Consider the following 20,687-nt stretch of genomic DNA (forward strand, 5'->3'; position numbering starts at 1 on the left):
CTTCGCTCGACAGGAACGCAACGTAGTTGGGCGAGTCGCATACCGTCAACGACATCGACGCGAGCCTGCGGGCCGCTGGCAGCATCCGGCCACGCGTGTTCTCGCCGGAAAGCCGCTCTCACGACACCGCCCGTAGGATCGCTTTCGGAGAAGAGGTGATCGCGTGTCCGACCGGCCGAACATCGTGTTGATCGTGGGTGAGGACATCGGCCGGATCGCCGGCTGCTACGGCGACGACTACGTGCGTACGCCCCACCTCGATCGGCTGGCGGCGCGCGGCTGTCGTTACGACGAGGCGTACTCCACCTATCCGGTGTGCGCACCGTCGCGGTCGACGATGGTGACCGGTCAGTACCCGATGAAGATCGGCACTCACGCGATGCGGTCCACGCTGGTGCACCCGCCACGGTTGTTCACCCACGAGTTGCGCGACGCCGGCTACCACGTGAGCTGGCCGACCAAGCTGGACTTCAACTTCGAGCCGACCGACGGCTGGCGTGACGACGACCAACCATGGGTGGACCGGTTGCGGGCCGGCGCCATGCCGGACCAGCCCTGGTTCGCCTACGTTAACCTCGCGATCACCCACGAGTCGTCCATGTGGCCGGACGCGGGCGAGTACGCCGGCCGCGAGGGGCTGGAGCACTGGGACCCGCGCAGGCCCCGCCCGGCACGGGTCACCGACCCGGCGGACGTGCCGGTTCCTTCGTACCTCCCGGACACGCCCACCGTGCGCGGTGACATCGCCCGGCACGCCGACAACATCGCCGAACTCGACCGGCAGGTCGGGCAGATCCTCGATGCGCTGGACGCCGCCGGGCAGACGGGCAACACGGTCGTTGTCTTCCTGGCCGACCACGGTCGCGGCCTGCCGCGGGAGAAGCGCTGGCCCTACAGCGCCGGCATCCACATGCCCTTGCTGATCGCCTGGCCCGGTGTCGTCGAGCCGGGCAGTGTCAGTGACCGGCTGGTGTCCTGGGTCGATCTCGCGCCGACGTTCTGCTCGATCGGGGGTGCGCCGATCCCTGCCGACTACGACGGCTCGGCCTTCCTCGGTGGCGCCGAGGTACCGCCGCGCGAGTATGTGTTCGCCGGGCGCGATCGAATGGACGAGTCGTTCGACCGGGTTCGGGTCGTACGCGATCGGTGCTACCACTACGTGCGCAACTTCTTCCCGCAGATTCCCTACTGTCAACGCAACATTTACATGGAGAACATGCCCACGATGCAGGAGCTCCGCCGGCTCAACGCGGCCGGAGAGCTTCAGGGCACCGCAGCGGTGTTCATGCCACCGCGCAAGCCCGCCGAGGAGTTGTACGACGTGCGCGCGGATCCGGAGTGCGTGCACAACCTGGCAAACGATCCCGGCCACGCCGGCGTACGCACCCGGATGGCCGCGGAGCTGGACCGCTTCCTCGCGGACATCGACGACCTGGGTGCGTATCCCGAGCGGGACCTGGTGGCGAAGGGCCTGGTCGCCGACCGGATCGAGGAGTTCCGCTCTCGGCTCGCCCCGCTGCCACCGGAGTACCAGCGGAGCTACCCACTGGCCGTCTTCGACCCCGCCGACCTGCTGTCCGGGTGAGACGAACCAAGCTCTCACAGGCCGGGCGAGAAGCGTCTCACGAACCGTTTCTGCCACGGTGTCTCGACCGCCTTCTTCATGTAGTGGCGGCGAACGTAGTCGACGGCTACGTGCGCGGGGAGGCCGTCGAGGACGGCAAGGCATGCGAGTGCGGTGCCGGTACGGCCGACGCCCCCACCGCAGGCGAACTCCACCCGTTCGGCACCGGAGCGTTCGAGGCCCTCGCGCAGCGCCTCGGCGAACGCCGACGGATCGCTCGGCAGCCAGAAGTCCGGCCACCTGACCCATCGTGACGGCCACGGCTGGGCACTTGGCTCCTTGCCGAGCAGGTAGATGCCGAAGTCGGGTGTCGGGCCCTCGGGCATGGGGTGACGAAGGCCGCGGCCCCGGACCAGCCGTCCGGAGGGAAGGGGTAGGACCTGGGGGTCTTCCGCGGGCCAGGTGGCAGGCATCCGGTCTCCGATCGCGCACGTACCGAGAGCGGGCGTTGCTTTCGGAGCCTAGCCTCTGCCACCTGGCCCCCCGGTTAGTCGAGAGTTCGCCTGAGCAGATCGAAGAACGAGTCTCCGCGGACGATCTCGAAGCGGTCGTCGAGGGAGTCCGCGAGGCTCACGATCTGGGTCGGCGTCCAGTTCCAGGCCTGGATCGCAGCCGCCACGAAACGGGGCGCATCGCCGTCCCAGTCGGCCACGTGGTCGTACAGCCCCTTGTGGTAGTCGGCGACGTCGGCGAACCGCGCGAAGTCACCGACCACCGGGATCCCACCGGGTGTGGTGATCTGGTTGCCGCGTTCCCAGCCGAGGACGATGCCGAGGGCAGGGGTGTTGTCGTGGTAGGAGGCGCCCACGCGCTCGTCGGGCGGAGCGGGCGGCCCGTCGACGATGTTGAAGCAGGAGATGACGTTCAGCCCGGTCAGGCGCATGTAGCGGCCGGTCATCGTGGTGAAGTGGTCCAGCTTGTCCGCCGGCCACAGTGAGGGGTAGGTGTAGCCCGCACCGGACGGGCCGGCGATCAGCAGGTCGTTGCCGGTCGCCGTCCGCTGGTAGTAGGCGTAGATCGCCGGGCCGACGTCGGCCAGCAGCGGGTCGATCGTCCAGTTGGTGGGAACGGCTCCACGGTCGTCGTTGTCCCAGATGTCACGCATCCGGTGCTGGCAGTACTGGATGTTGTCGCCCTCGCCGACGGTGAACGTCAGGTAGATCTTCTTCCTCAGCCTTGGCGTGGTGCGGCGCGGCGGGGTGGCGCGGATCGTCGCGCGGGCGCCGGAGAACACCGTGCCGTTCTGGTAGAAGTCGGCGGCGAGCACCTCGAGACCCTGCTCGGAGGCGATGCCGACGCCGCCGTGTTCGCCGGCCACCGCACCGTTGAACCAGCCGAGGTACGGCGTGGTGGGTTCCACCATGCCGAAGATCTCGGCCAGCAGATCGCCAGAGGCTCCCTCGGGCGGCAGCCAGGCCACCATCGCCTTCGTACCCACGATGTAGTCGCGGAGGTTGGGGAACACCTCGACGCGGGTCGGCGCCTGGTCGGTGGCGGTGACGAGGTACTGGTTCCACATGTCGACCTTCGCGGTCAGCGTGGTCGTACCCTCAGGGGGTTCGAAGTGGTAGATCCAGTACGCGCCGCCGTCGCAGAAGCGGTGCCCGTCGGTCACCGCGGACCCGTCCGCGTCGAAGATGTACGGCGTCTCCGCGTCGGTGGCGGTCTCGAAGTCGGCGATCTGCTTCCCGTCCGCGAGGACCGTCACGTGCTGCACCGACGGTCCCCACCCGTCGTTGCCGAACGCGTCCTGGAAGCGCAGATAAACACCCTCACCGCCGAGCACCGGTGACAGGTCGAGTTCGTAGACCTTGCGGTTGGAGTTGTCGCGCACCGGGTTGGTCTCGCGGGCGAGCTGGGTCCACTTCACGCCGGGCACCGCGGCCGTGCGGGTCGGCGGTACGCCGGTGAGGAGCCGGTGGGTGCACTGCGGCCACAGGTGTTCTACCTGCCAGCGATAGGTCGCCAGCGGGTCGTCGGTGAACCGGCCGCGCAGATCCTCCACGATCGGCAGGTCGTACTTCTCGGCCTGTTCGGGGCTCGCGATGACGGCGTTCTTCAGCCCGGCCATGGTGGTGGCGACGTTGATGCTGTCCGGGACGTCGCGGTCGTAGACGATGGCGCCGCTGATCTCCGACCGGTACGCCGCGACGAGGCTCATCGGGTCGTCGTGTCGTGTCGTCGGCAGGCCGAGGGTGGCGAGCCAGGCAGCGTCACTGCTGTCGTCGACGAGGAAGTAGATCCGGGGGCGTACGCGGTTGACGTTGCCCTGCAGCGTGTTGAGGAGCGCCTGGTCGTCGCCTGAGAGTTTCCGGACGTCGGCGACGTCGAGGTGCTTCGGCTGCGGGAAGGTCGGCAGCACCTGGTCGGCGGGCCATACGAGGCTGGGGTTCTTCGCCGCCTCCCTCGCGGCGAGGGCGGCCGGCGCGGGCTGCGTACTGATCGGCGCGGCGCCGGCTGCGGCCGTACCCGCCCATTGGGTGAAGGCAGCGGCGCCGGCGAGGCCGCCGGACAGCGTGAGGAAGCGACGACGAGACACCATGGCTTGGCGATTCCCTCCGTAGACGGCTCGGGCCATCGGCGACTCGGCCCCGTCGCACCGTAAAGATCACGAAGCGTGGTGTCGAGCGCACTGGCCTGACCTGGACGGCCGGTGTTCCGCACGCTCGCATGCGGACGCTGAGAAAGCTGTCATTCGCCTCCAGTGCCACCGCGACCGTGAAAACCTCCGATTGCTCTCGATCGCAGGCCAAAAAGCTGCCGTGGGATACAGCGGTTTCCGTCAGGCGTAAGGGTTATGTCAATCAGGTCGAAATGCTCCGCTGCCAGGTTCGCCAACCGCGCTCGTACGCGACACCCACGGCAGCCGATCGCAACAGGGCAGGTCTGATGCGATGAGCCCGTCGAGAGTGCTGATCGACGCGTCGAACCTTCATCACGGCGGCGGACTTCAGGTGGCGACGTCGTTTCTCAGCGAGTTGGCTGCGCTTCGCGCCGACCCCGGCGAGGTCGCCGCCCGTCCGTGGCTGAGAGATGTCGACATCGAAGTGTCCCCTGCCGTGTCGGCGAACCTGTCCGAGGCCGGCGTGGAGTTGCCGCTACGTGTGGTGCGCCCTCGCGGTCCCGCCCGCCTGTCCGGTTGGGTGCCCAGCCGCTCTCGGGCCGAGGTGTCGTTCGTCGTACTGGGGCCGGAGTACTTCGCGGCCCGCGCGCGCCGCCGGATCGTGGGGTACGCCGACGTGACGTCCGTCTACCCCCGGCCGGCAGGCGTTCCTCCACACTCACGCGGGAGCAGGATCAGGTGGGCCGCACGTGGGATCGTCTCGCGGCGACTGCTGAAGCGCGCCGATCGGGTCGTTGTGGAGACCGAGGCCTTCGCCGACGCCACGCGCAGGCGCATTCCTGCCTTGTCGGCGCCTGTCGACGTGGTGCCGAACTGTGTCAACCGGACGCTGCTCGAGCAGTGCCCGGTGCCACGCAGCACCACGGGTGTTCGAACCCGACTGCTGTATGTCGCCCGGGTCTACGCACACAAGAACCATGAACTGCTGGGCCAGGTGGGCGAGGAGCTCACCCGTCGCGGTCAGGATGTCGAGTTCGCCGTGACCCTGAGCGAAGAGGAGTGGAAGGCGCGGACCGCCAGGTTCCGGCGACACTGCGTCAACCTCGGCCCGCTGCCCGTCTCGGGGCTGGCGAAGGCGTACGCCCAAGCTGATGCCGTGGTGTTCCCCAGTCTGCTCGAGGCGTTCTCGGCCGCTCCGGTCGAGGGAGTCGCGGCCGGCAGGGTGGTGTTCGCCTCGGACCGCGACTTCGTTCGTACGACGTGCGGCGACGCGGTGGTCTACGCCGATCCCCTCGACCCCGACGACTGGGCGGACCGGATCGAGGAATGGTTGCGCAGTCCCGAGGCGGTGGAGGCGACGATCCGTGAGGCGGCGCAGGCCATGCTCGACTCCATGTCCGGCCCAGGCGAGCGGGCTCGCGAGTACGTGCGGATCATCGACGAGGAGTTCCGTCGTGCCCGTTGATCGCCTTCTCGTCGTGAGCAACCCACCCGCCTACGACAGGATCCACTGCAGGCAGGTCTTCGTCGACGCCGAACCGAACGACGCTCGTGGTCGTTCGTGCTCTCCAACGGGCCCGGGCGCGTGAAACTGACCAGTCTGACCAGGTCCCCCGCCGCCCGAGCGGTGGCCGGCACGGGCGCGGTCAACATGCTGTCGATGCTCCTCGGGATCGTGAGTGGCGTCATCACCGCCCGGGGACTCGGTCCCGAGGACCGTGGAGTGCTCATCTCACTTCTGGTGTGGTCCGCCACGGTGGGATCACTGTCACTGACCGGCATCGACGAGGCAGTGATCTTCCACGCGGGTGGTTCGTCGAGTCGTGCGTGGGCACTCAGGTCGGCGGTGGCGCGCGATGCCGCCGTACAGAGTGCTCTCGGGTGCTTGGTGCTGCTGGGGGCCGCCTGCTACATCGTGCGGCCCCACGGCGTGGCCACCTGGTTGTCGGTCGTCGCGACGACGGCAGTGGTTCCGCTGAACACGTTCACCCTCCTCAGCATCGTCCCCCTGCGTGCCGGCCAGCGTATGAAGGCGTGGAACTCGGTGCGTCTCACGCAGCCGGTTGTCTATGCCTTCGGCGCTGCGGTGCTTTGGGCAGCCGGACAGCTCACCATCCTGTCCGCGCTCGCCGCGAACCTGATCGGTGGACTTCTGCTGTCGGTGTTCCTTGTGGCGCTGGCCCGGCGCGGTGGTCGAGCTCGACTCGCGCCGGGCGAGCGGCGCGCGACGACCTACTTCGGGCGAAGACTCGTCCTCGCGACGCTGCCGCAGCGGATAGGTCCACGCCTGGACCAGTTGCTGCTCGGCCTGCTCTTCGCTCCGGCCGTCCTCGGCGTCTATTCGGTCGCGACCTCCATTGCGGCGGTCGTGCTCATGATCGGCACCAGCCTCGACCAGGTGCTCTTTCCACGGTTCAGCGCGGGGCACTTCTCCCGACCGGGCCTGGCGAACGCCGTCGTGGCCGGCATGGGTGCCGGACTCGCGGCATCCCTTGTCATAGCCGTCATGGCTCGCCCCATGATCGAGCTCCTGTACGGCCGGGACTTCCTCGGGGCGGCGGAGCCACTGACGATCCTGCTTCTCGCAGCGGTCGTACGAATCGGAGCGAACTGCCTTGGCGCGGCCCTGAAGGCGTCGGGCACGCTGCGCGCGTATGCCTGGGCGCAGATTGCCGGCGTTCTCACCCTCGCAGGCATCTTCCCCCTGGCTGTCGGCCTCGGGGGAGTCGGAGCGGCCATCGCGTCTCTGGCAGGAGCGTTGGTCACGTTCCTGGTGTCGTGGGGCGCGGCCGCGACGATCCAGAGCACCGGCCCAGCTCTCCGTGTACCCGTAGAGACGGACTACGTATGAACTTCTCGCTGTCAACAGCTCTGCTGGTCGATTCCACCGTGGTCGCCGCGTGCGCCGCGGGCTTCCTCCGGAATCGCCATCGCCGGCATTCCCATCCGGCATTCATCTACCTGATCTTCCACGTAGTGCTCTTCACCTTTCGCGGCTGGGCCATCCGTCAGGGCAGCCCCACATTCTCGGGGCTGAGCGAGGCCGAAGTCGTACGTGCGTTGCTCGCAGCGGACGTCTTCTTGTTGTCGGCCACCTTCGGATGGCTGATGCCGACACCTGCGAAGTGGAGCGAAACACCAACGTCGCCTCGCGAACTCCGACCGGCGGTCGTCACCGGCGTCGCTGTGTTCCTGATGCCGATCGGCCTGTACTTCCTGGCCACCCGCACGTACACCTCGGGCAGCGGAATGGAGAGCGTTGCGCTCTCGACGTCATACGAAATTTTCGCGGTGACCTGGCCAGGACTGCTTCTGCTGGGTCTCGTGTACGTCAAGGGGTTTCGCTGGTACCTGCTCTGTCCGCTGGCGATGTACCTGTGCTTCATGGGGCTGCAAAGCCAGGACAGGTTCCGGGTCATTCTGCCGCTGATTCTGCTCGGTCAGATCTGGCTGGATCGCAAGGGACGCAGGTGGCCGACCAAACTGATTGTCGCCGGGATGGTGGCCGTGTTCCCGGTGTTCGTCGCCATGGACGCCATCGGCGCCGCCTACCGCACGGGTTCCCTCACACCACAGGTCGTCAGTCAGGAAGTGAGCCGCGGGATCGGGGAGAGCTTCAGCGGTGGGTCGAACGATCAGCTTGGGCTGGATGCGCTGGGTGTGGTGATGGCGCAGAGCGACCGTTACGGAGTACCTCTTTACGGTGCAGGCTATGTGAACGTGCTGTTCCTGCCCATCCCGCGGCCAATGTGGCCCGACAAACCGGTGCTGAACGAGGCAGTCGTGAAGCTCTCGACGTCGGATCGCCCGCTCAGTGCACAGGGCGCCGTCCTCACCATGCCGGGCAGTCTCTACGTCGACTTCCGCTGGGTGGGGCTCACCTTGGTCGCCTTCCTCCTGGCGCGGGCCGGTCTTTGGGTGTACTGCCGTGCCTACGCCCACGGGATGGGGACGGCTTTCCACTTCGCCTACCTGCTTGTCGCGGCGTCGCTGATCCAGATCTATCGCGACAGCCTCACATCGTTGGTCACCTTCCTGTTGGTGAACAGTGCCCCCCTGGTGGTGATCCTCGTGGTGAACATGCTGCACAAGCCTCCACACCGGATCCTCGTTGCTGAGGCACAGACCAAAGGCTGAGAGAAGAGGGCGCGAACCATGAGGTGGAAAGAAGCTGTACGCCGTGCCTACAACGCCGGCCTCGCCATGGGCGAGTCCGTACTGCGTCCGGCCGCGTTGTCCGACGTGCTCTTCCTGGTCGGGTCGGGACGCAGCGGCACGACTGCCCTGATGGAAGCGTTGATCGCGGGACTGGGTGCACAACCCATCTTCGAACCGCTGCACCCCAGGATGTCGCCTGTCGCCAATCCCATCCTCCCAGTGCACGGGTATCCAAGGATCTCGCCCACTGAGGACGCCCCGGCCATGCGTGCCCTGATGAGTGGAGTGTTCGAGGGCCGGCACCTGTCGAAATGGACCACCGCGCAGACCTCTTTTCGTGGTCTGCGGCAGACCAAACGCCTGGTGGTCAAGGAGGTGCGTGCCGCCCGGATGCTCGGCTGGGTCGAGAATCAGTTTCCCGACGTCGCAGTGCGATACATGGTGCGGCACCCTGCGGCCGTGGTTTCGTCCATGCTGAAGGCCGACTGGGGTTCGTGGCCATGGGCGCATGTCGTTCCACCCGCTGCGGCAGCACTGGGCGTGGATGCCGACGACGTGGCTCCCCGCTCCAGCCCGCACAGTCGATGGTTGACCTTGTTGTGGATCGCCGACAACGCCCTCGCAACTCGTGAACTGGCCCACGAGACGCTGAGAACCACCGTGTACTACGAAGAACTCGTGACCGAACCCGAGCGGGCACTGGCGACCGCAGCCGCGGCGTACCCCCACTTCGATCTCGGCCGTGCCGTCCGGAGCCTGGACAGGCCGAGCCAGATGGCGAGTCCCGAGTACGGTCACAAGAAGCGCGACCACCGGATCCCGGCGCCGGAGAGACGAGACATGAGCAGCATGCTCCGCGATTTCGGAGTCGACATCTACGCGATGGAGGAACCCCTCCCGACGCGTCGTGCCGATCTGTGAGGAGACGCGGCGGACCCTCCGGGCAGGCGTCGGTCGATCCGGCTCACAAGCGTCGCTGCCCACCGGTCGGGGGTGAACCTTCGTGCCAGCAATGCGCTGTTGTCACCCATGCGCCGACGTTCGCCGTCCGGCAGACAGTGCATCCTGAGCATCGCCTCGCACAGGCTCTGGGCAGAGCCCGGCTCGATCAGGTAGCCGTTCCAGTGGTCCTCGACCAGAGCGGCTGCGGCACCACACGCTGGTGTGCAGATGACCGGCAGGCCCGCCGCGCAGGCTTCATGGATGACCACACCCCAGGGCTCGAACGTACTGGGCATGACGAATGCACCTGAGCCCTGGACTATGTCCGGCAGGTTCGACGGCTGGACGAAACCGAGGTGGCGCACTCCCGGCAGCTGCTCGAAGACCTTCTGCATGGGTCCCGTACCGCAAACGGTGAGATCCCAGGGATCGGGTACGAGGGAGGAGTATCTGCGGAACGCCTCCGCGAGCACCCCCACACCTTTGTAGTCATGGAGGCGACCAACGTAGAGGAATTCCCGACGTGAAGCTGAGACCTGTCCTGGACGCGCGGCAAAAGCGTGGTAGTCACCGGAAAGGCCCCCACGCCAGATGTCGTCTTCGCGGAAACCCAGCAGCCGCGCGAAGTGCGCCTGCCGTTCACCCGGCACGAGGGCGACGTCGTAGGCCGGCCCCAAGTACCACCGGCTGACGATGATGCCGGCGCGTTGTTTGGCCGTCCCCAGCCACTGGTTGTCCATGTAGAGAATCCGCAGCGCACGTGATCTTCTGGCGAGCCGCCGGTAGGCGGACGTGGACCAGCCGCACACGATCAACGCGTCCGGATCGATGTCGTCGCGGATCGCACCCACATCGAGATCGTCGGTGAACGTGTAGTAGCTGGCTTTCCCGGGACGGGCCTCCGAAGCACTGAAGGGCGCGTCGGCAGCGGATGGAAACGCCACGACGTGCAGCTCCACCTCGGGCTGCTCTGCCAGGCACTCGAGCGTGGCCTTCATGTAGCCGGTCAGCTGGTTCCACAAGACGAGTACTCGCATGTAAAGCCCTTCCCCACCGAGATCTCTGTCGCGGTGAGCGCCTTGAAGGAGCCACGGCGGACTCACGTTCTCCCGCGCCGATGTGGGCAGTCCGAACCGAAGTGCGCGGGTCCATCGCGGGCGGACGCTTACCCAGGTGACGAACTGCGGAAACACCCTGTTTGCGACATGCCGGACTTGGGAACGGGTGCAACTACGGTCTGCCATGGGTCGGCATCGCGACGGCAGGTGGATCGGCCGATGAGAAGCCGCTACAGGCCAGAGGTCGAGAATGAGAGTGAACATAGGATGTGGGTCGTCACCCACTCCCGGCTGGAAGAACTTCGACAACTCCCTCAGCCTGCGGCTCGCCAAAGTACCTTTGCTGGCGCGCCTGCTCGTGGCGACCGGCCTCACCGACAAGCACCAGAACGAGTTCGTCGAATTCTGCAAGAAGGCTCACATAGAGTATGCCGACGCGACCCGCAGAATACCGCTACCCGACGGCTCGGTCGAGGTACTGTACACATCACACATGCTCGAACACCTCGAGCCCTGGGAAGCGCGCGCGTTCCTCACAGAGGCCCGACGTGTTCTGCAGGCTGACGGAATCATTCGGATAGCGGTTCCGGACCTGGGCCTCATCGTCCAGCAGTACCTGTCCCGGTGTGATGCCGACTCCTTTGTGGAGCAGACCGTCCTGGCCTCCTCGAATCCGAGGACACTCCAGCAGAGACTTCGTTACATGGTGGCCGGCAACCGGCACCATCTGTGGATGTACGACGGCCGCTCGCTCTGCCGACTTCTTCTGGAGTGCGGCTTTGCCGACGCCCAGGTAGTCCCGGCGGGGGAGACCAGAATTCCCGGCCCCGGCAGCTTGGATCTGACGGAGAGAGCAGCGGAAAGTATCTACGTCGAGGCGCTCAACTCTTCGGCTTGGCAACACGCGGCGGCGGCAGTTCCGGCGAGGTAGCGCCGGCGGTGGCGCCTCCCGCGTTCACCCTTGCGGAAGCACCAGGCGACACCGCACTTCGTGCGCGAACCCTCAGGCGTGGGACGCCAGTACCTTCACTATGGCTGCGAACGTGGTCTCAGCGTAGGCCTGCCACGTGAAAGCCTCGGCACGCCGCCGGGCAGCGCGCCCCATGTCCGAACGCCTGACGGGATCATCGGCCAGTTGGCGAAGCCGGTCGGCGAGTACGTCCGGACGGCGCTCAGGCACCACGAACCCTTCGACCCCGTCGACGACCAGGTCGGCCGCCCCCGAGGCAGGCGTCACGATCACCGGCAGCCCGTGCCCCATCGCCTCCAGCACACTCAGGCTCATGCCCTCGAACAAGCTGGGCAACACGAACACGTCGGCTGATCGGAAATAGCCGGAAACCTGCGAGCGGGGCACGGCCGCACGGTGAACCCACCCGCGACCGTACCTCGAGAAGAGTCGCGCCTGCGCCGCCGTACCACCGACCACGGCAAGGCCGGCACTTCCCGTGCGCAGACGCGCATGCGCCTCAAGGAGATAGGAGAGGCCCTTGCTCTGCGTGATCCGGCCAACGTAGAGAATCTCGAGTCTCGCGGACACCTCCTTCGGGTCGTTCGAGTACTCCGCGAGATGCGCCCCATAGGGCACGACGACGATCTTTCCGCTCGGAACCCCGTACTCCTCCAGAGTGTGCGCGGCAAATCGAGACGGCACCAGGACGAGGTCAGCCAGTTCGAACTCCTCGTCGAAGCGGGCCAGCCGCCCATGCGGCGGAAGGTCTGACTCCATGCTCGGCGCCAGGTTCGGACAGCGCTCGATTTCCGCCTCGATCGTCGCGGTACGGAATCGCGGATGAACGCTTGGCATGTTGAGCACGCGCAGGGCCGAGCAGTCGTGCCGGAAGGCCTCGAGGGCCGCCCCGTGCGAGATGACCAGCGCGTCCGTTGGAACTCGTTCCAGCTCGCGGCCGGCTCGTCGACCCAGTTCACCGGATCGACGATCCATGAACCACTGACGGGTTCGCCCCAGCCGGCCGGGTGCGATCGTCCCGAGGACCTCCTGGACAGGAGCGAACGAGCGAGCCACGTGTGGCTCGACGCCCGGTGGCAGGCTCCGCCGGCCCAGCACGGCGCGTACTCGGCTCGGAGCGCGGACGAGATCCGGGGGCACGAATCCCGTGCCGTAGAAGGCAAGGTGCCGCCGCGCCGCGAGGTGGGACGCGAGACGAGTCAGCTCCGCCATGGCCTCGGTGACAACACCGATGCGTGGCCACTCCGATGATGCCCGGCTCATGCCGGCTGCGGGAGGGCCTGGCGGACACGACGGTCCTTCGGGTTGCGTGGCACCTTCACCACCGGACCAGATCTTCTCCTTCACAGGGATCCCGGCGCGCCGAGGGTTACCGTACACCTACCGACGGTAGCGGCGGTTGGTTTCGCACGACTGCCGTCGATGGTGTCGAGCGCCGCCGTCATCCATCCCCTGCGGCGCTGCCCGCGACGTGCTTCGCAGACGAGCCCGAGGTCAGTGCGGGCGGGATCACGACGACGGGGCAGCGCGCGTTCCGAACGCAGTACGCACTGGTGGAGCCGAGCAGGGAGTCCGGGGACGCACCCGCGCCGTGGCTGCCGATGGCCAGGCCGGCGGCGTGGGCGGCCAGCGCACACAGCGTGGGTCCGGGTCGCCCGTACACGACCGTGGAACGTACCGGGGTTCCGGACGGCTCCGCCTGGCCGAGGGCGGTGTCGAGCACCTCCTTGTGTGCCCCGGTGGCTGACGCGAGTTCCTCCCGCGGAGCCGGAAGCGTGCGGAACGCCGGCCGTGGGGCGAGCAGGCTCACCGACGTGGCCAGGACGCCTCGGTTCGTCTGTCCGGCGTACTGCAGTCCCCACGTCAATGCGTACTGCGAGCCCGCGGATCCGTCGACGCCGACGACGAGCGGCCCCTCCGAGGGCACCGGCTGCCGCAACAGCGCCGCGTGAAGGTCGTGCGCGGTCAGCATTCCCACGACCTCTTCTTCGTCGGTGACCACGACCACATCGCCGACGCTCCCGCGCAGCGCCTCCGCGGCCTCCCGGACGGTCAGATCCTTCGCCACGGTGGGCGCCGGCATCCGGGCCACGTCGGCCACCAGCACCGCCCGATCGCGACGGGACCAGTCGTACATTCTCCAGAGGAGATCGGCCTCGTGTACGACGCCGACACATCGCCCCTGCTCCATCACCGGCAGATGGGCGAACCCGGCGCCGAGCATCATCCTCCACGCGGTGTCCACGTCCGTCGCGGAGTCCACCCCGAGCACCTCGGCGCTCATCACCTCCCGTACCGGCCGGGCACCAACACTGTCAAGCCACGCTTGCGGTCCGGCCGCGGCCGTGCCCGCCTCCTCCGGCAAAGGAACATCGGGTACGACCGCGACCGGGCACGACGACAGACGAAGACAGCGACTCAGCGTCGAGGAGTCGAGTACGTCGGCTTCGGGGAGCCGCCCGAGCACCAGCAGCGCTGCGTCCTGGGACAGGGAGAGCAGAGCGTCGACATCGTTCTCGCCCTCGACGTAGATCGGCTCGACCGCGACCTCCAGTCGGTCCGCCTCCGTGACCGCCCACTGCAGCGCATGTCTGCTCGTCGACGAACGATCGAGGCCGACAAGGATCTTTCCCGTGTTCACGCGTCACCGCCCTGTCGTGAGCCCGGCTGGTGGGTGAGTCACCTCCAAGGCCACCCGACGCCGATCCGGCGGATCAGGGTCCAGCGGGCAGGTCTGTCCGGGACCTTCGCCACTGCCGGTTCGCCGTGGGTCGCATCAAGGCCGTCGCCCCCTACCGCCTGATGAAAGGGATCCCTCTTTCGCGGAGTCGTACAACCGTCACCGCCTCTCGCACGTCTTCCCAGCCAAAGTGCGGCAATCATCGAGAAAGAGAGGCTCATGGTGAGTAGTCGCATCCGTATCGCACCCGACGGGCGCGATACCGGCCGTGGTGGGCGGGTTGGCCTCCGCATTCGGGAGTACGCAGCTGCACTCCGCCCGCGCGGGGTACAGCTGCGGATGGGAAGGCGCGGCGTCCGTGGCATCGTCACCGTCGCCGCCACGGCCCTCGTCTCGACCGTCCTGCTGGCCGCTGCGCCGGGAGCTCAGGCCGCGACGACGTACACGGGCAGGACGACGGCGACCGTCAACGTCCGCAGTGCGCCGACGACGTTCGCTTCCGACGTCGGCACGATCGGCGCCGGTACGACGATCACCCTTCGCTGCAAGGTCTTCGGGCCGTCGGTGGGTGGCAACTCCTACTGGTACAAGCTCGGCACCGGCCGCTGGATCACCGCGCGCTACGTCTCCAATGTCGGCTCCGCGCCCGGGTTCTGCGGCACCGGCAGCGAGTACGCAGGACGGGCCACGGTGGCCCTGAACGTCCGCAGCGGTCCGAACACCGCCAACGCGGTGGTGTCGTCGGTCCCGGCAGGGGGAGACCTGGCACTGGTCTGCAAGGTCGACGGCCAGGCCGTCGATGGCAACCCTCGCTGGTACCAGCTCTCCGGTGACTCCGCCGCGTGGGTGGCCGCGCGGTACGTGACCAACGTCGGGACGGCCCCGCCGTACTGCTGACGACCCATCGAAACACGGTGGTGGCGGCCTGACCCCCGCCACCACCGGCGGTCACCCCAAGCCCGGTCCTTCCCGCCACGTCCGGCCGGGAAGCCGGTCGCGGATCTCACGTTCCGGCGGGCTGCGTCGTCGTACCGGTGACGAGGCCTACCGGCCACACCGAGCGGAGGGACCGACCGCGATGTCCACGCAACGTGAGCAGGACGAAGCCAGGATCAGGCAGCGGATCGACCAGATCGTCGAGGGTATCCGAGCCAAGGACCTCGATGTCCTGAGACGGATCTACGCCACCGACGTCGTGTCCTTCGACGTCGAGCCACCCCTGCAGCACGTGGGGATCGACGCGAAGCTGAAGAACTGGGCGAAGGTGTTCACGATCTTCGGCGAAGTGTCGTACGAGGTGCGCGACCTGGCCGTCACCGTGGGCGGGGACGTCGCGTTCGGGCACTGTTTCGGCCGCCTCAGCGGCGCGCTGAACAACGGCACCGCGACCAGCGGCATGTGGGTCCGGGGCACGTTCTGTTTTCGGAAGTCCGACGGCGAGTGGTTGGTCGTCCACGACCAGGCTTCGGTGCCCTTCGACGTCGCGAGCGGCAAGGGTGTGACCGACCTTGAGCCCTGACTCAGCCGAGCACTTCCAGCAGAGCCTGCCACGCCTGCTTCTCGTAGAACCGGTGACCGCCGTCGCCGATCACCAGCCGGCACTGCTGGTCCGCACCCGATGCGGCGTAGATCTTCCGTAGGTCGTCGAACGCCCTGCGTACGCCGGTCAACGGGAAGATCGCGTCGTCGCGGCCGGCGACCACGACGAGCGGCTTCGGCGCGAACAGTCCGAGGACGTCGGCCGCCTCGGCCCAGCGGAGGATGCCGGGAACGTAGTTGTCCGCGCAGTGGTAGATGCTCATGATCGAGTCCGCGAACGTGCAGAGGGCGCACGAGGGCATCGCGAACCGGACGCGGTCCAGCACCGCGGCGGCATAGATGGTCGCCGTGCCGCCGCCGGAGTTCCCCATCACCCCGAGGCAGGACAGGTCGACGTCCCCGCGTTCGGCCAGATAGTCGATGCCGCGGTCCACGTCGAACACCCGCTCACCCACCAGCGTGCGCCCCAGCAACAGGGCCTGCATCGCGGCGTCGTGGCATCCGTGCGGCGAGACGGCCGACTGGACCTGCTCGCGTCGGTAGCCGAAGCTGCGCTGCTCGATGCACAGGGCGGCGAACCCGTGCCGCATGGCGCCCAGCGCGAAGTCACGGTCACCCTCGACCTCGAACGGTGCCGACTCGTCGTCGCGTTCCCGCGCGATCGACACGTGCATCCCCGTGCTGTGTCCCTGCAGGCAGATCACTGTCGGGTAAGGCGCGGGACGGTCGTACGGCACACAGAAGTACGCCACCACGTCAGCGTGCGGCTCGGCGGCAAAGGCCACCTTCTCCACCGTGCCCAGCTCCAGCTCGCTCCGCCACAACGTGCGCACCCGCAGGGGAAGCGCCGACGGCTCCGGCATTCCCAGGAGTTCGCGCACCTTGGGCCGAAGCCGTGCCTGCCAGGCCGCCGCGTCGCCGCCGGTGAAGCGCAGCGCCGGGATCGTGTGCTGAACGAGGTACCGGTGGTTGTCCGACGGAGAAAGCCACAGCCTGCCGGACTCCTCCGTCACCTGTGCTCGGCCTTCCACGGCGTGCCTCCCACTCCGTCGTCCCTCGTCCGACGATGGTCGGGGCCGTGGTCGGAGCACAAGAGCAATCCCTGACCGGCTTGTGCCACCCGTGAAGGGCCACCTGTGAAGGGCCACCTGCGAGGGCCTCCCTGCGAAGGGCTACCGAGAAAGGATTCGACGATGCCGGAACTCCTGATCGACTTCATCACCTCACTCGACGGCTACGCCGCCGGTGACGGCTGGCCGGGCTTCTGGGGACTGGAAGGACCCGAGTACCTCTCCTGGTTGGGCGAGGCACCCGAAGGGAAGTACACGATCCTGATGGGGGCGACGACCTACCGCGTCATGTCCGGCTTCGCCGCCGACGGCGAGGAAGGCACCGACGTCCTGGCGGGCCTGCCGAAGATCGTCTTCTCCTCCACCCTGACCGAGCCACTGGCCTGGCCGAACTCGAGGCTCGTCTCCGGTGACCCGATCAAGGCCGTACGGGAGATGAAGGAGAAGGGCTCGGAGTCCCTGCGTACCATCGGCAGCCTCACGCTGTGCCGCGCGCTCCTGAGCGCCGGGCTCGTGGACCGCTTCCGGGTGGTCGTCTTCCCCGTCATCACCGGCGCCACCGGCCGCGAGCGCATCTACGACGGCTATCCCGACGTTGCTTTGGAGATGACCGACAGCCGGACCTTCGACGGCCGCATCCAGTTGCTGGAGTACGTCCCCAAGGTCCTGAGCGGACCACCCGGCGCCTAGCTCAGGCTACGGCCGGCGAGGATCGGCCAGGCGGCTGGCCAGGAACTCCCGTTCGGTTTCGTTCCTGGTCAGCGCCAGCGCCTCCCGGTGGGCCGCCTCGGCTTCCTCGTCGCGGCCCAACCGCTGGAGGAGGTCCGCCTTGATCGCCGGCAGGTACTGATAGCCGGCCAGCCGGCCGTCCTTTTCCAGTCCCTCGACTTCGGCCAATGCCTGTTCGGGTCCGCTGACCATCGCCAGTGCCACGGTGCGGTTAAGCGCCACCACAGGTGACGGCCACACCGACAGCAGTTCGTCGTACAGCGTCAGGATCTGCGGCCAGTCCGTCTGGTCGTAGGTCGGCGCCTCCGCATACAGCGAGGCGATCGCGGCCTGCAGCACATACCGGCCCGGTCGCCCACCGCGCAGGCCGTCCACGATCAGCTCGTGCGCCTCGGCCATCGCCGGCCGGTCCCACCGCGACCGGTCCTGCTCCTCCAACCGCAGCAGCCGGCCCTGGTCGTCGACCCGGGTGGCGCGCCGGGCGTCGGTGACCAGCAGCAGGGCGAGCAGGCCCCACACCTCCCGCTCGTCGGGCATCAGGTTTCGCAGCATCCGGGTCAGCCGCAACGCCTGGTCCACGAGGTCGGCACGCAGCAGCGAACCACCCGACGGCGCGGTGTGGCCGGCGGTGAAGAGCAGATGGATCACCCCGAGCACCGCGCGCAGCCGATCCGGCAACTCGGCCGCCTCGGGCACCCGGAAGGGTATGCGAGCCGCGGAGATCTTCTTCTTCGCCCGGGTCAGCCGGGCGGCCATCGTCGGCTCCGACACCAGGAACGCGCGAGCGACGTCCCCGGTCGCCACCCCGCACACCAGCCGCAGGGTGAGCGCCAGCTGCGCGTCCTGCGCCAGCGCCGGGTGGCAGCACATGAAGATCAGCCGCAGCCGCTCGTCGGGTACGACGTCCTCGGGGGCGTCCCCCGGCTCGAACGGATCGTCCATCGCCCCCGCGCCCATTGCCGCCTCGTCCACCGTCTCCTCCGGCTCCACCAGCAACGGCAGCTTCGTACGGAACACCCGCTCCCGCCGGATCGCGTCCATCGCGCGGCGCTTCGCCGTGGTGGTGAGCCAGGCCGCAGGGTTGTCCGGGACGCCGTCGCGGGCCCAGGTCTCAAGGGCCGCCGCGTACGCCTCCTGCACGCACTCCTCGGCCAGGTCCAGGTCACGTGCGACCCGCACCGTCGCGGCGAGCACCAGGGCCCAACCGCGACGGTGCGCGTCGACGACCGCCGCCTCGACGTCTGCCGGGTCGGTCATCCGGTCATGCCCCGGGCTGGTCCTTGACGAAGAGCCCGGCGACGGGCCGTACCTCGACGCCGCCGCCCTGCTGGGTGGCGGGGTTGCTCCGGGCGATCTTCAGGGCGGCGTCCAGGTCGGGCGCCTCGACCACGCAGAAGCCGGCGATGACTTCCTTGGCGTCGACGAAGGGACCGTCGGTGATGGCGTCGGCACGGACCGAGGTCGCGGTGTCCCTCGGCTGCAGCGCGGCGGCGGCGATCATCGCACCCGAGCTGATCAGCTCCTCGGCGTGCCGGTCGTGCGCCGCGAGCTCCTCGGGAGTGGCGTCCGGGCTGTGGGCCGAGTCGTCGGCGTAGATCAGGATGGCGTACTGAGCCATGGGAGGTCTCCGTTCAGCTGGTCGATTGGTCCGTACGCCTCTACGTCGGACGGCCGGACCGGAATCGACAGCGTTCCCCAGACTAGGTTGCCCGGCGTAGGTCAGCGCGGGAGCCGGCGAACCGAGAGCAGCGCGATGTCGTCGCGTACGTGGTCGCTGCCCACCAGCTGGTTCATGACGCAGGCGCAGACGGCCTCGGCCCGGTCGGGGCTGGCGGCGCTGACGGTCTCCCGAAGCAGGTCGATGCGCTCGTCGATCGAGGCGTCCCGGCGTTCGACCAGTCCGTCGGTGTAGAGGCACAGGACCGAGCCGGGCTCGAAGGTGATCCGGTTGCTGTGACGTACCTGGTCCGGGGCGGCCCCGATGGCCAGGTCCGTTCGGAGGTCCAGGACGGACGCCCGGGCGTTCACGCCGGCCATGATCGGCGGCAGATGCCCGGCCACGGAGATCGACATCACGTCCAGCGACGGTTCGACGACCGCGCAGACGACGGTGGCCAGGGTGTCCGGCCCGAAATGGTGGACGTTACGGTCCAGCTTGGCCAGGAGGAGGGCCGGATCCTCCGTGTCGAGACTGTACGCACGAACGTCGTTGCGTAGCCGGCCCATCACCATGGCAGCGTCCAGGCCGCGTCCGATCACGTCGCCGACCACCAGGCACAGGGCGCCGGAAGGAAGGTGGAAGACGTCGTACCAGTCGCCACCGACTTCTCCATCGCCGGTCACGTAGCGAGCGGCGACGTCCAGCCCCGGCAGCGTCGGCAGCTGGTAGGGCAGCAGGCTCCGCTGCAGGGTGACGGCCGCGGCGCGGTCGGCGTCGGAGAGCCGTGCCCGGGTGGCCAGAGCCGCCCGGCCGGCCACCAACTGCAGCAGCCTCACGTCCTCCGGGGTGAACCGCCGGGGAGTGAGCGTTCCGACATGCAGGACGCCGACGACGGAGCCCCCGGTCACCATGGGCACGCCCAGCAGTGAGCGAATCCCCTTACGCCACAGCAGCGGGTTCCACACGCTGCTGCTGTCGACGTGCTCGAGGATGATCGGCTCGCGTTCGGCCGCGATCCGGCCGGCGAATCCACTGCGCATCGGGATGCGGACGCCCTGACGTACCTCCTCCTCGATCCCCTTCGCCGCCGTCGCCACCAGCGACTGGGACGAATGGTCGAGCAGAAGGACAGCCGCCGTGTCCACCCTGAGCAGCTCGCGGACGCGCTCGAGCAGTTCGTCCAACAGGTCGTCGACGCTGAGCTGGGCAAGGGCCTCGTCTGTGACCGCGGCGACACCATGAGTCCCGTGGTCGCCGAACGGGTCCGTCAGTTCCGACCTCACTCCCGGGACACTAGCCGCCCCGGGAGTTAAAGGCGCGCGGGCGCTGAGCGACGTCAGCTGAGGAACGTTGCCAACAGTGGATGGCGCAAACGGGCCTGTACGCCGTGCCATCCCGCCGCGACCTCGGGCTTGCTCGCCAGCTCGTCCGGATCCGGATGAAAGCCGAAGTCCAGGTAGACCTTGAGCGCCCACGTACGCCCCGTCGACGTCCCCAGCACGGCGCTGGGATGACTGTCCGCGAGCCGCCGCATCGCCCGCGTCATCATCGGCTTGGTGAGGCCGCGTCGCTGGTGGTCGGGGTGCACCACGACCCAGTGGATACGCCCGCGTTCGTCGGGGTTGTGACGATCGTGCTCCCACCACGCGGTGATGCTCCCGGCGGGCTCGCCCCCGAGCGTCTCCACGAAGAAC

19 protein-coding genes are annotated in these 20,687 nt (G+C 68.0%); 9 read left to right on the forward strand and 10 right to left on the reverse strand.

The features are described 5' to 3' along the window. Positions 1–163 precede the first annotated feature (163 nt). The gene (locus ABZV93_RS04155; RefSeq protein ID WP_354930066.1) at positions 164–1,585 is read left to right on the forward strand and encodes a sulfatase; all 1,422 of its coding nucleotides are present in this window, start codon (positions 164–166) and stop codon (positions 1,583–1,585) included. A 14-nt stretch (positions 1,586–1,599) separates the two neighbouring features. Here the strand turns inward: ABZV93_RS04155 and ABZV93_RS04160 are convergent, their stop codons facing one another. After that, the gene (locus ABZV93_RS04160; RefSeq protein WP_354930069.1) at positions 1,600–1,950 is read right to left on the reverse strand and encodes a protein-tyrosine phosphatase family protein; all 351 of its coding nucleotides are present in this window, start codon (positions 1,948–1,950) and stop codon (positions 1,600–1,602) included. Between the two features lie 161 nt (positions 1,951–2,111). Continuing rightward, the gene (locus ABZV93_RS04165) at positions 2,112–4,166 is read right to left on the reverse strand and encodes a GxGYxYP domain-containing protein (RefSeq protein ID WP_354930072.1); all 2,055 of its coding nucleotides are present in this window, start codon (positions 4,164–4,166) and stop codon (positions 2,112–2,114) included. Positions 4,167–4,518: 352 nt separating this feature from the next. On the opposite strand from ABZV93_RS04165, the gene ABZV93_RS04170 reads away from it, so the two are divergent. The 4 genes from ABZV93_RS04170 to ABZV93_RS04185 all read left to right on the forward strand — a co-directional run bounded on the left by ABZV93_RS04170 (position 4,519) and on the right by ABZV93_RS04185 (position 9,266). Further along, on the forward strand, positions 4,519–5,652 hold the full coding sequence (locus tag ABZV93_RS04170) for a glycosyltransferase (protein ID WP_354930075.1): 1,134 nt from the start codon (positions 4,519–4,521) through the stop codon (positions 5,650–5,652). A gap of 96 nt (positions 5,653–5,748) precedes the next feature. Beyond that, complete coding sequence (locus ABZV93_RS04175) at positions 5,749–7,038, forward strand: oligosaccharide flippase family protein (protein WP_354930077.1); 1,290 nt, start codon at positions 5,749–5,751, stop codon at positions 7,036–7,038. Further along, entirely contained in the window at positions 7,035–8,324 is a 1,290-nt protein-coding gene (locus ABZV93_RS04180; RefSeq protein WP_354930080.1) for a hypothetical protein, read from the forward strand. Before ABZV93_RS04175 ends, ABZV93_RS04180 begins: the two co-directional genes overlap by 4 nt. Before the next feature lie 105 nt (positions 8,325–8,429). Further along, positions 8,430–9,266: a sulfotransferase gene (locus ABZV93_RS04185; protein WP_354930083.1), complete on the forward strand. Its 837-nt coding sequence runs from the start codon at positions 8,430–8,432 to the stop codon at positions 9,264–9,266. Here the strand turns inward: ABZV93_RS04185 and ABZV93_RS04190 are convergent. Then, positions 9,221–10,324 carry a glycosyltransferase family 4 protein gene (locus tag ABZV93_RS04190; protein ID WP_354930086.1) on the reverse strand — a complete coding sequence of 368 codons (1,104 nt, stop codon included), beginning with the start codon at positions 10,322–10,324 and terminating at the stop codon, positions 9,221–9,223. The two genes, ABZV93_RS04185 and ABZV93_RS04190, sit on opposite strands and share 46 nt — an antisense overlap. 271 nt (positions 10,325–10,595) lie before the next feature. Here ABZV93_RS04190 and ABZV93_RS04195 point away from each other — a divergent pair, with 271 nt between their 5' ends. After that, the gene (locus ABZV93_RS04195) at positions 10,596–11,276 is read left to right on the forward strand and encodes a methyltransferase domain-containing protein (RefSeq protein ID WP_354930089.1); all 681 of its coding nucleotides are present in this window, start codon (positions 10,596–10,598) and stop codon (positions 11,274–11,276) included. A 72-nt stretch (positions 11,277–11,348) separates the two neighbouring features. Here the strand turns inward: ABZV93_RS04195 and ABZV93_RS04200 are convergent, their stop codons facing one another. Continuing rightward, complete coding sequence (locus ABZV93_RS04200) at positions 11,349–12,527, reverse strand: glycosyltransferase family 4 protein (RefSeq protein WP_354930092.1); 1,179 nt, start codon at positions 12,525–12,527, stop codon at positions 11,349–11,351. Positions 12,528–12,756: 229 nt separating this feature from the next. Beyond that, positions 12,757–13,956, reverse strand: coding sequence for a universal stress protein (locus ABZV93_RS04205; protein ID WP_354930095.1), 1,200 nt, complete (start codon positions 13,954–13,956; stop codon positions 12,757–12,759). Between the two features lie 378 nt (positions 13,957–14,334). Between ABZV93_RS04205 and ABZV93_RS04210 the strand changes: the two genes are divergently transcribed. After that, positions 14,335–14,892, forward strand: coding sequence for an SH3 domain-containing protein (locus ABZV93_RS04210; RefSeq protein ID WP_354930098.1), 558 nt, complete (start codon positions 14,335–14,337; stop codon positions 14,890–14,892). 181 nt (positions 14,893–15,073) lie between these two features. Further along, entirely contained in the window at positions 15,074–15,514 is a 441-nt protein-coding gene (locus ABZV93_RS04215; RefSeq protein ID WP_354930100.1) for a nuclear transport factor 2 family protein, read from the forward strand. A 1-nt stretch (position 15,515) separates the two neighbouring features. Here the strand turns inward: ABZV93_RS04215 and ABZV93_RS04220 are convergent, their stop codons facing one another. Beyond that, the gene (locus ABZV93_RS04220; protein WP_354930102.1) at positions 15,516–16,565 is read right to left on the reverse strand and encodes an alpha/beta hydrolase family protein; all 1,050 of its coding nucleotides are present in this window, start codon (positions 16,563–16,565) and stop codon (positions 15,516–15,518) included. Between the two features lie 162 nt (positions 16,566–16,727). Between ABZV93_RS04220 and ABZV93_RS04225 the strand changes: the two genes are divergently transcribed. Next, positions 16,728–17,294: a dihydrofolate reductase family protein gene (locus ABZV93_RS04225; protein ID WP_354930105.1), complete on the forward strand. Its 567-nt coding sequence runs from the start codon at positions 16,728–16,730 to the stop codon at positions 17,292–17,294. Between the two features lie 6 nt (positions 17,295–17,300). On the opposite strand, the gene ABZV93_RS04230 is transcribed toward ABZV93_RS04225, so the two are convergent. The 4 genes from ABZV93_RS04230 to ABZV93_RS04245 form a co-directional block, all read right to left on the reverse strand. Continuing rightward, complete coding sequence (locus ABZV93_RS04230; protein ID WP_354930108.1) at positions 17,301–18,590, reverse strand: DUF6596 domain-containing protein; 1,290 nt, start codon at positions 18,588–18,590, stop codon at positions 17,301–17,303. A 4-nt stretch (positions 18,591–18,594) separates the two neighbouring features. Beyond that, complete coding sequence (locus ABZV93_RS04235; protein ID WP_354930111.1) at positions 18,595–18,951, reverse strand: YciI family protein; 357 nt, start codon at positions 18,949–18,951, stop codon at positions 18,595–18,597. Between the two features lie 101 nt (positions 18,952–19,052). Further along, the gene (locus ABZV93_RS04240) at positions 19,053–20,276 is read right to left on the reverse strand and encodes a GAF domain-containing SpoIIE family protein phosphatase (RefSeq protein ID WP_354930114.1); all 1,224 of its coding nucleotides are present in this window, start codon (positions 20,274–20,276) and stop codon (positions 19,053–19,055) included. 53 nt (positions 20,277–20,329) lie between these two features. After that, on the reverse strand, positions 20,330–20,687 hold a 358-nt coding region (locus tag ABZV93_RS04245; RefSeq protein ID WP_354930117.1), incomplete at its 5' end, for a GNAT family N-acetyltransferase.

The sequence above is a fragment of the Actinopolymorpha sp. NPDC004070 genome, assembly GCF_040610475.1.
Taxonomy (GTDB): Bacteria; Actinomycetota; Actinomycetes; order Propionibacteriales; family Actinopolymorphaceae; genus Actinopolymorpha.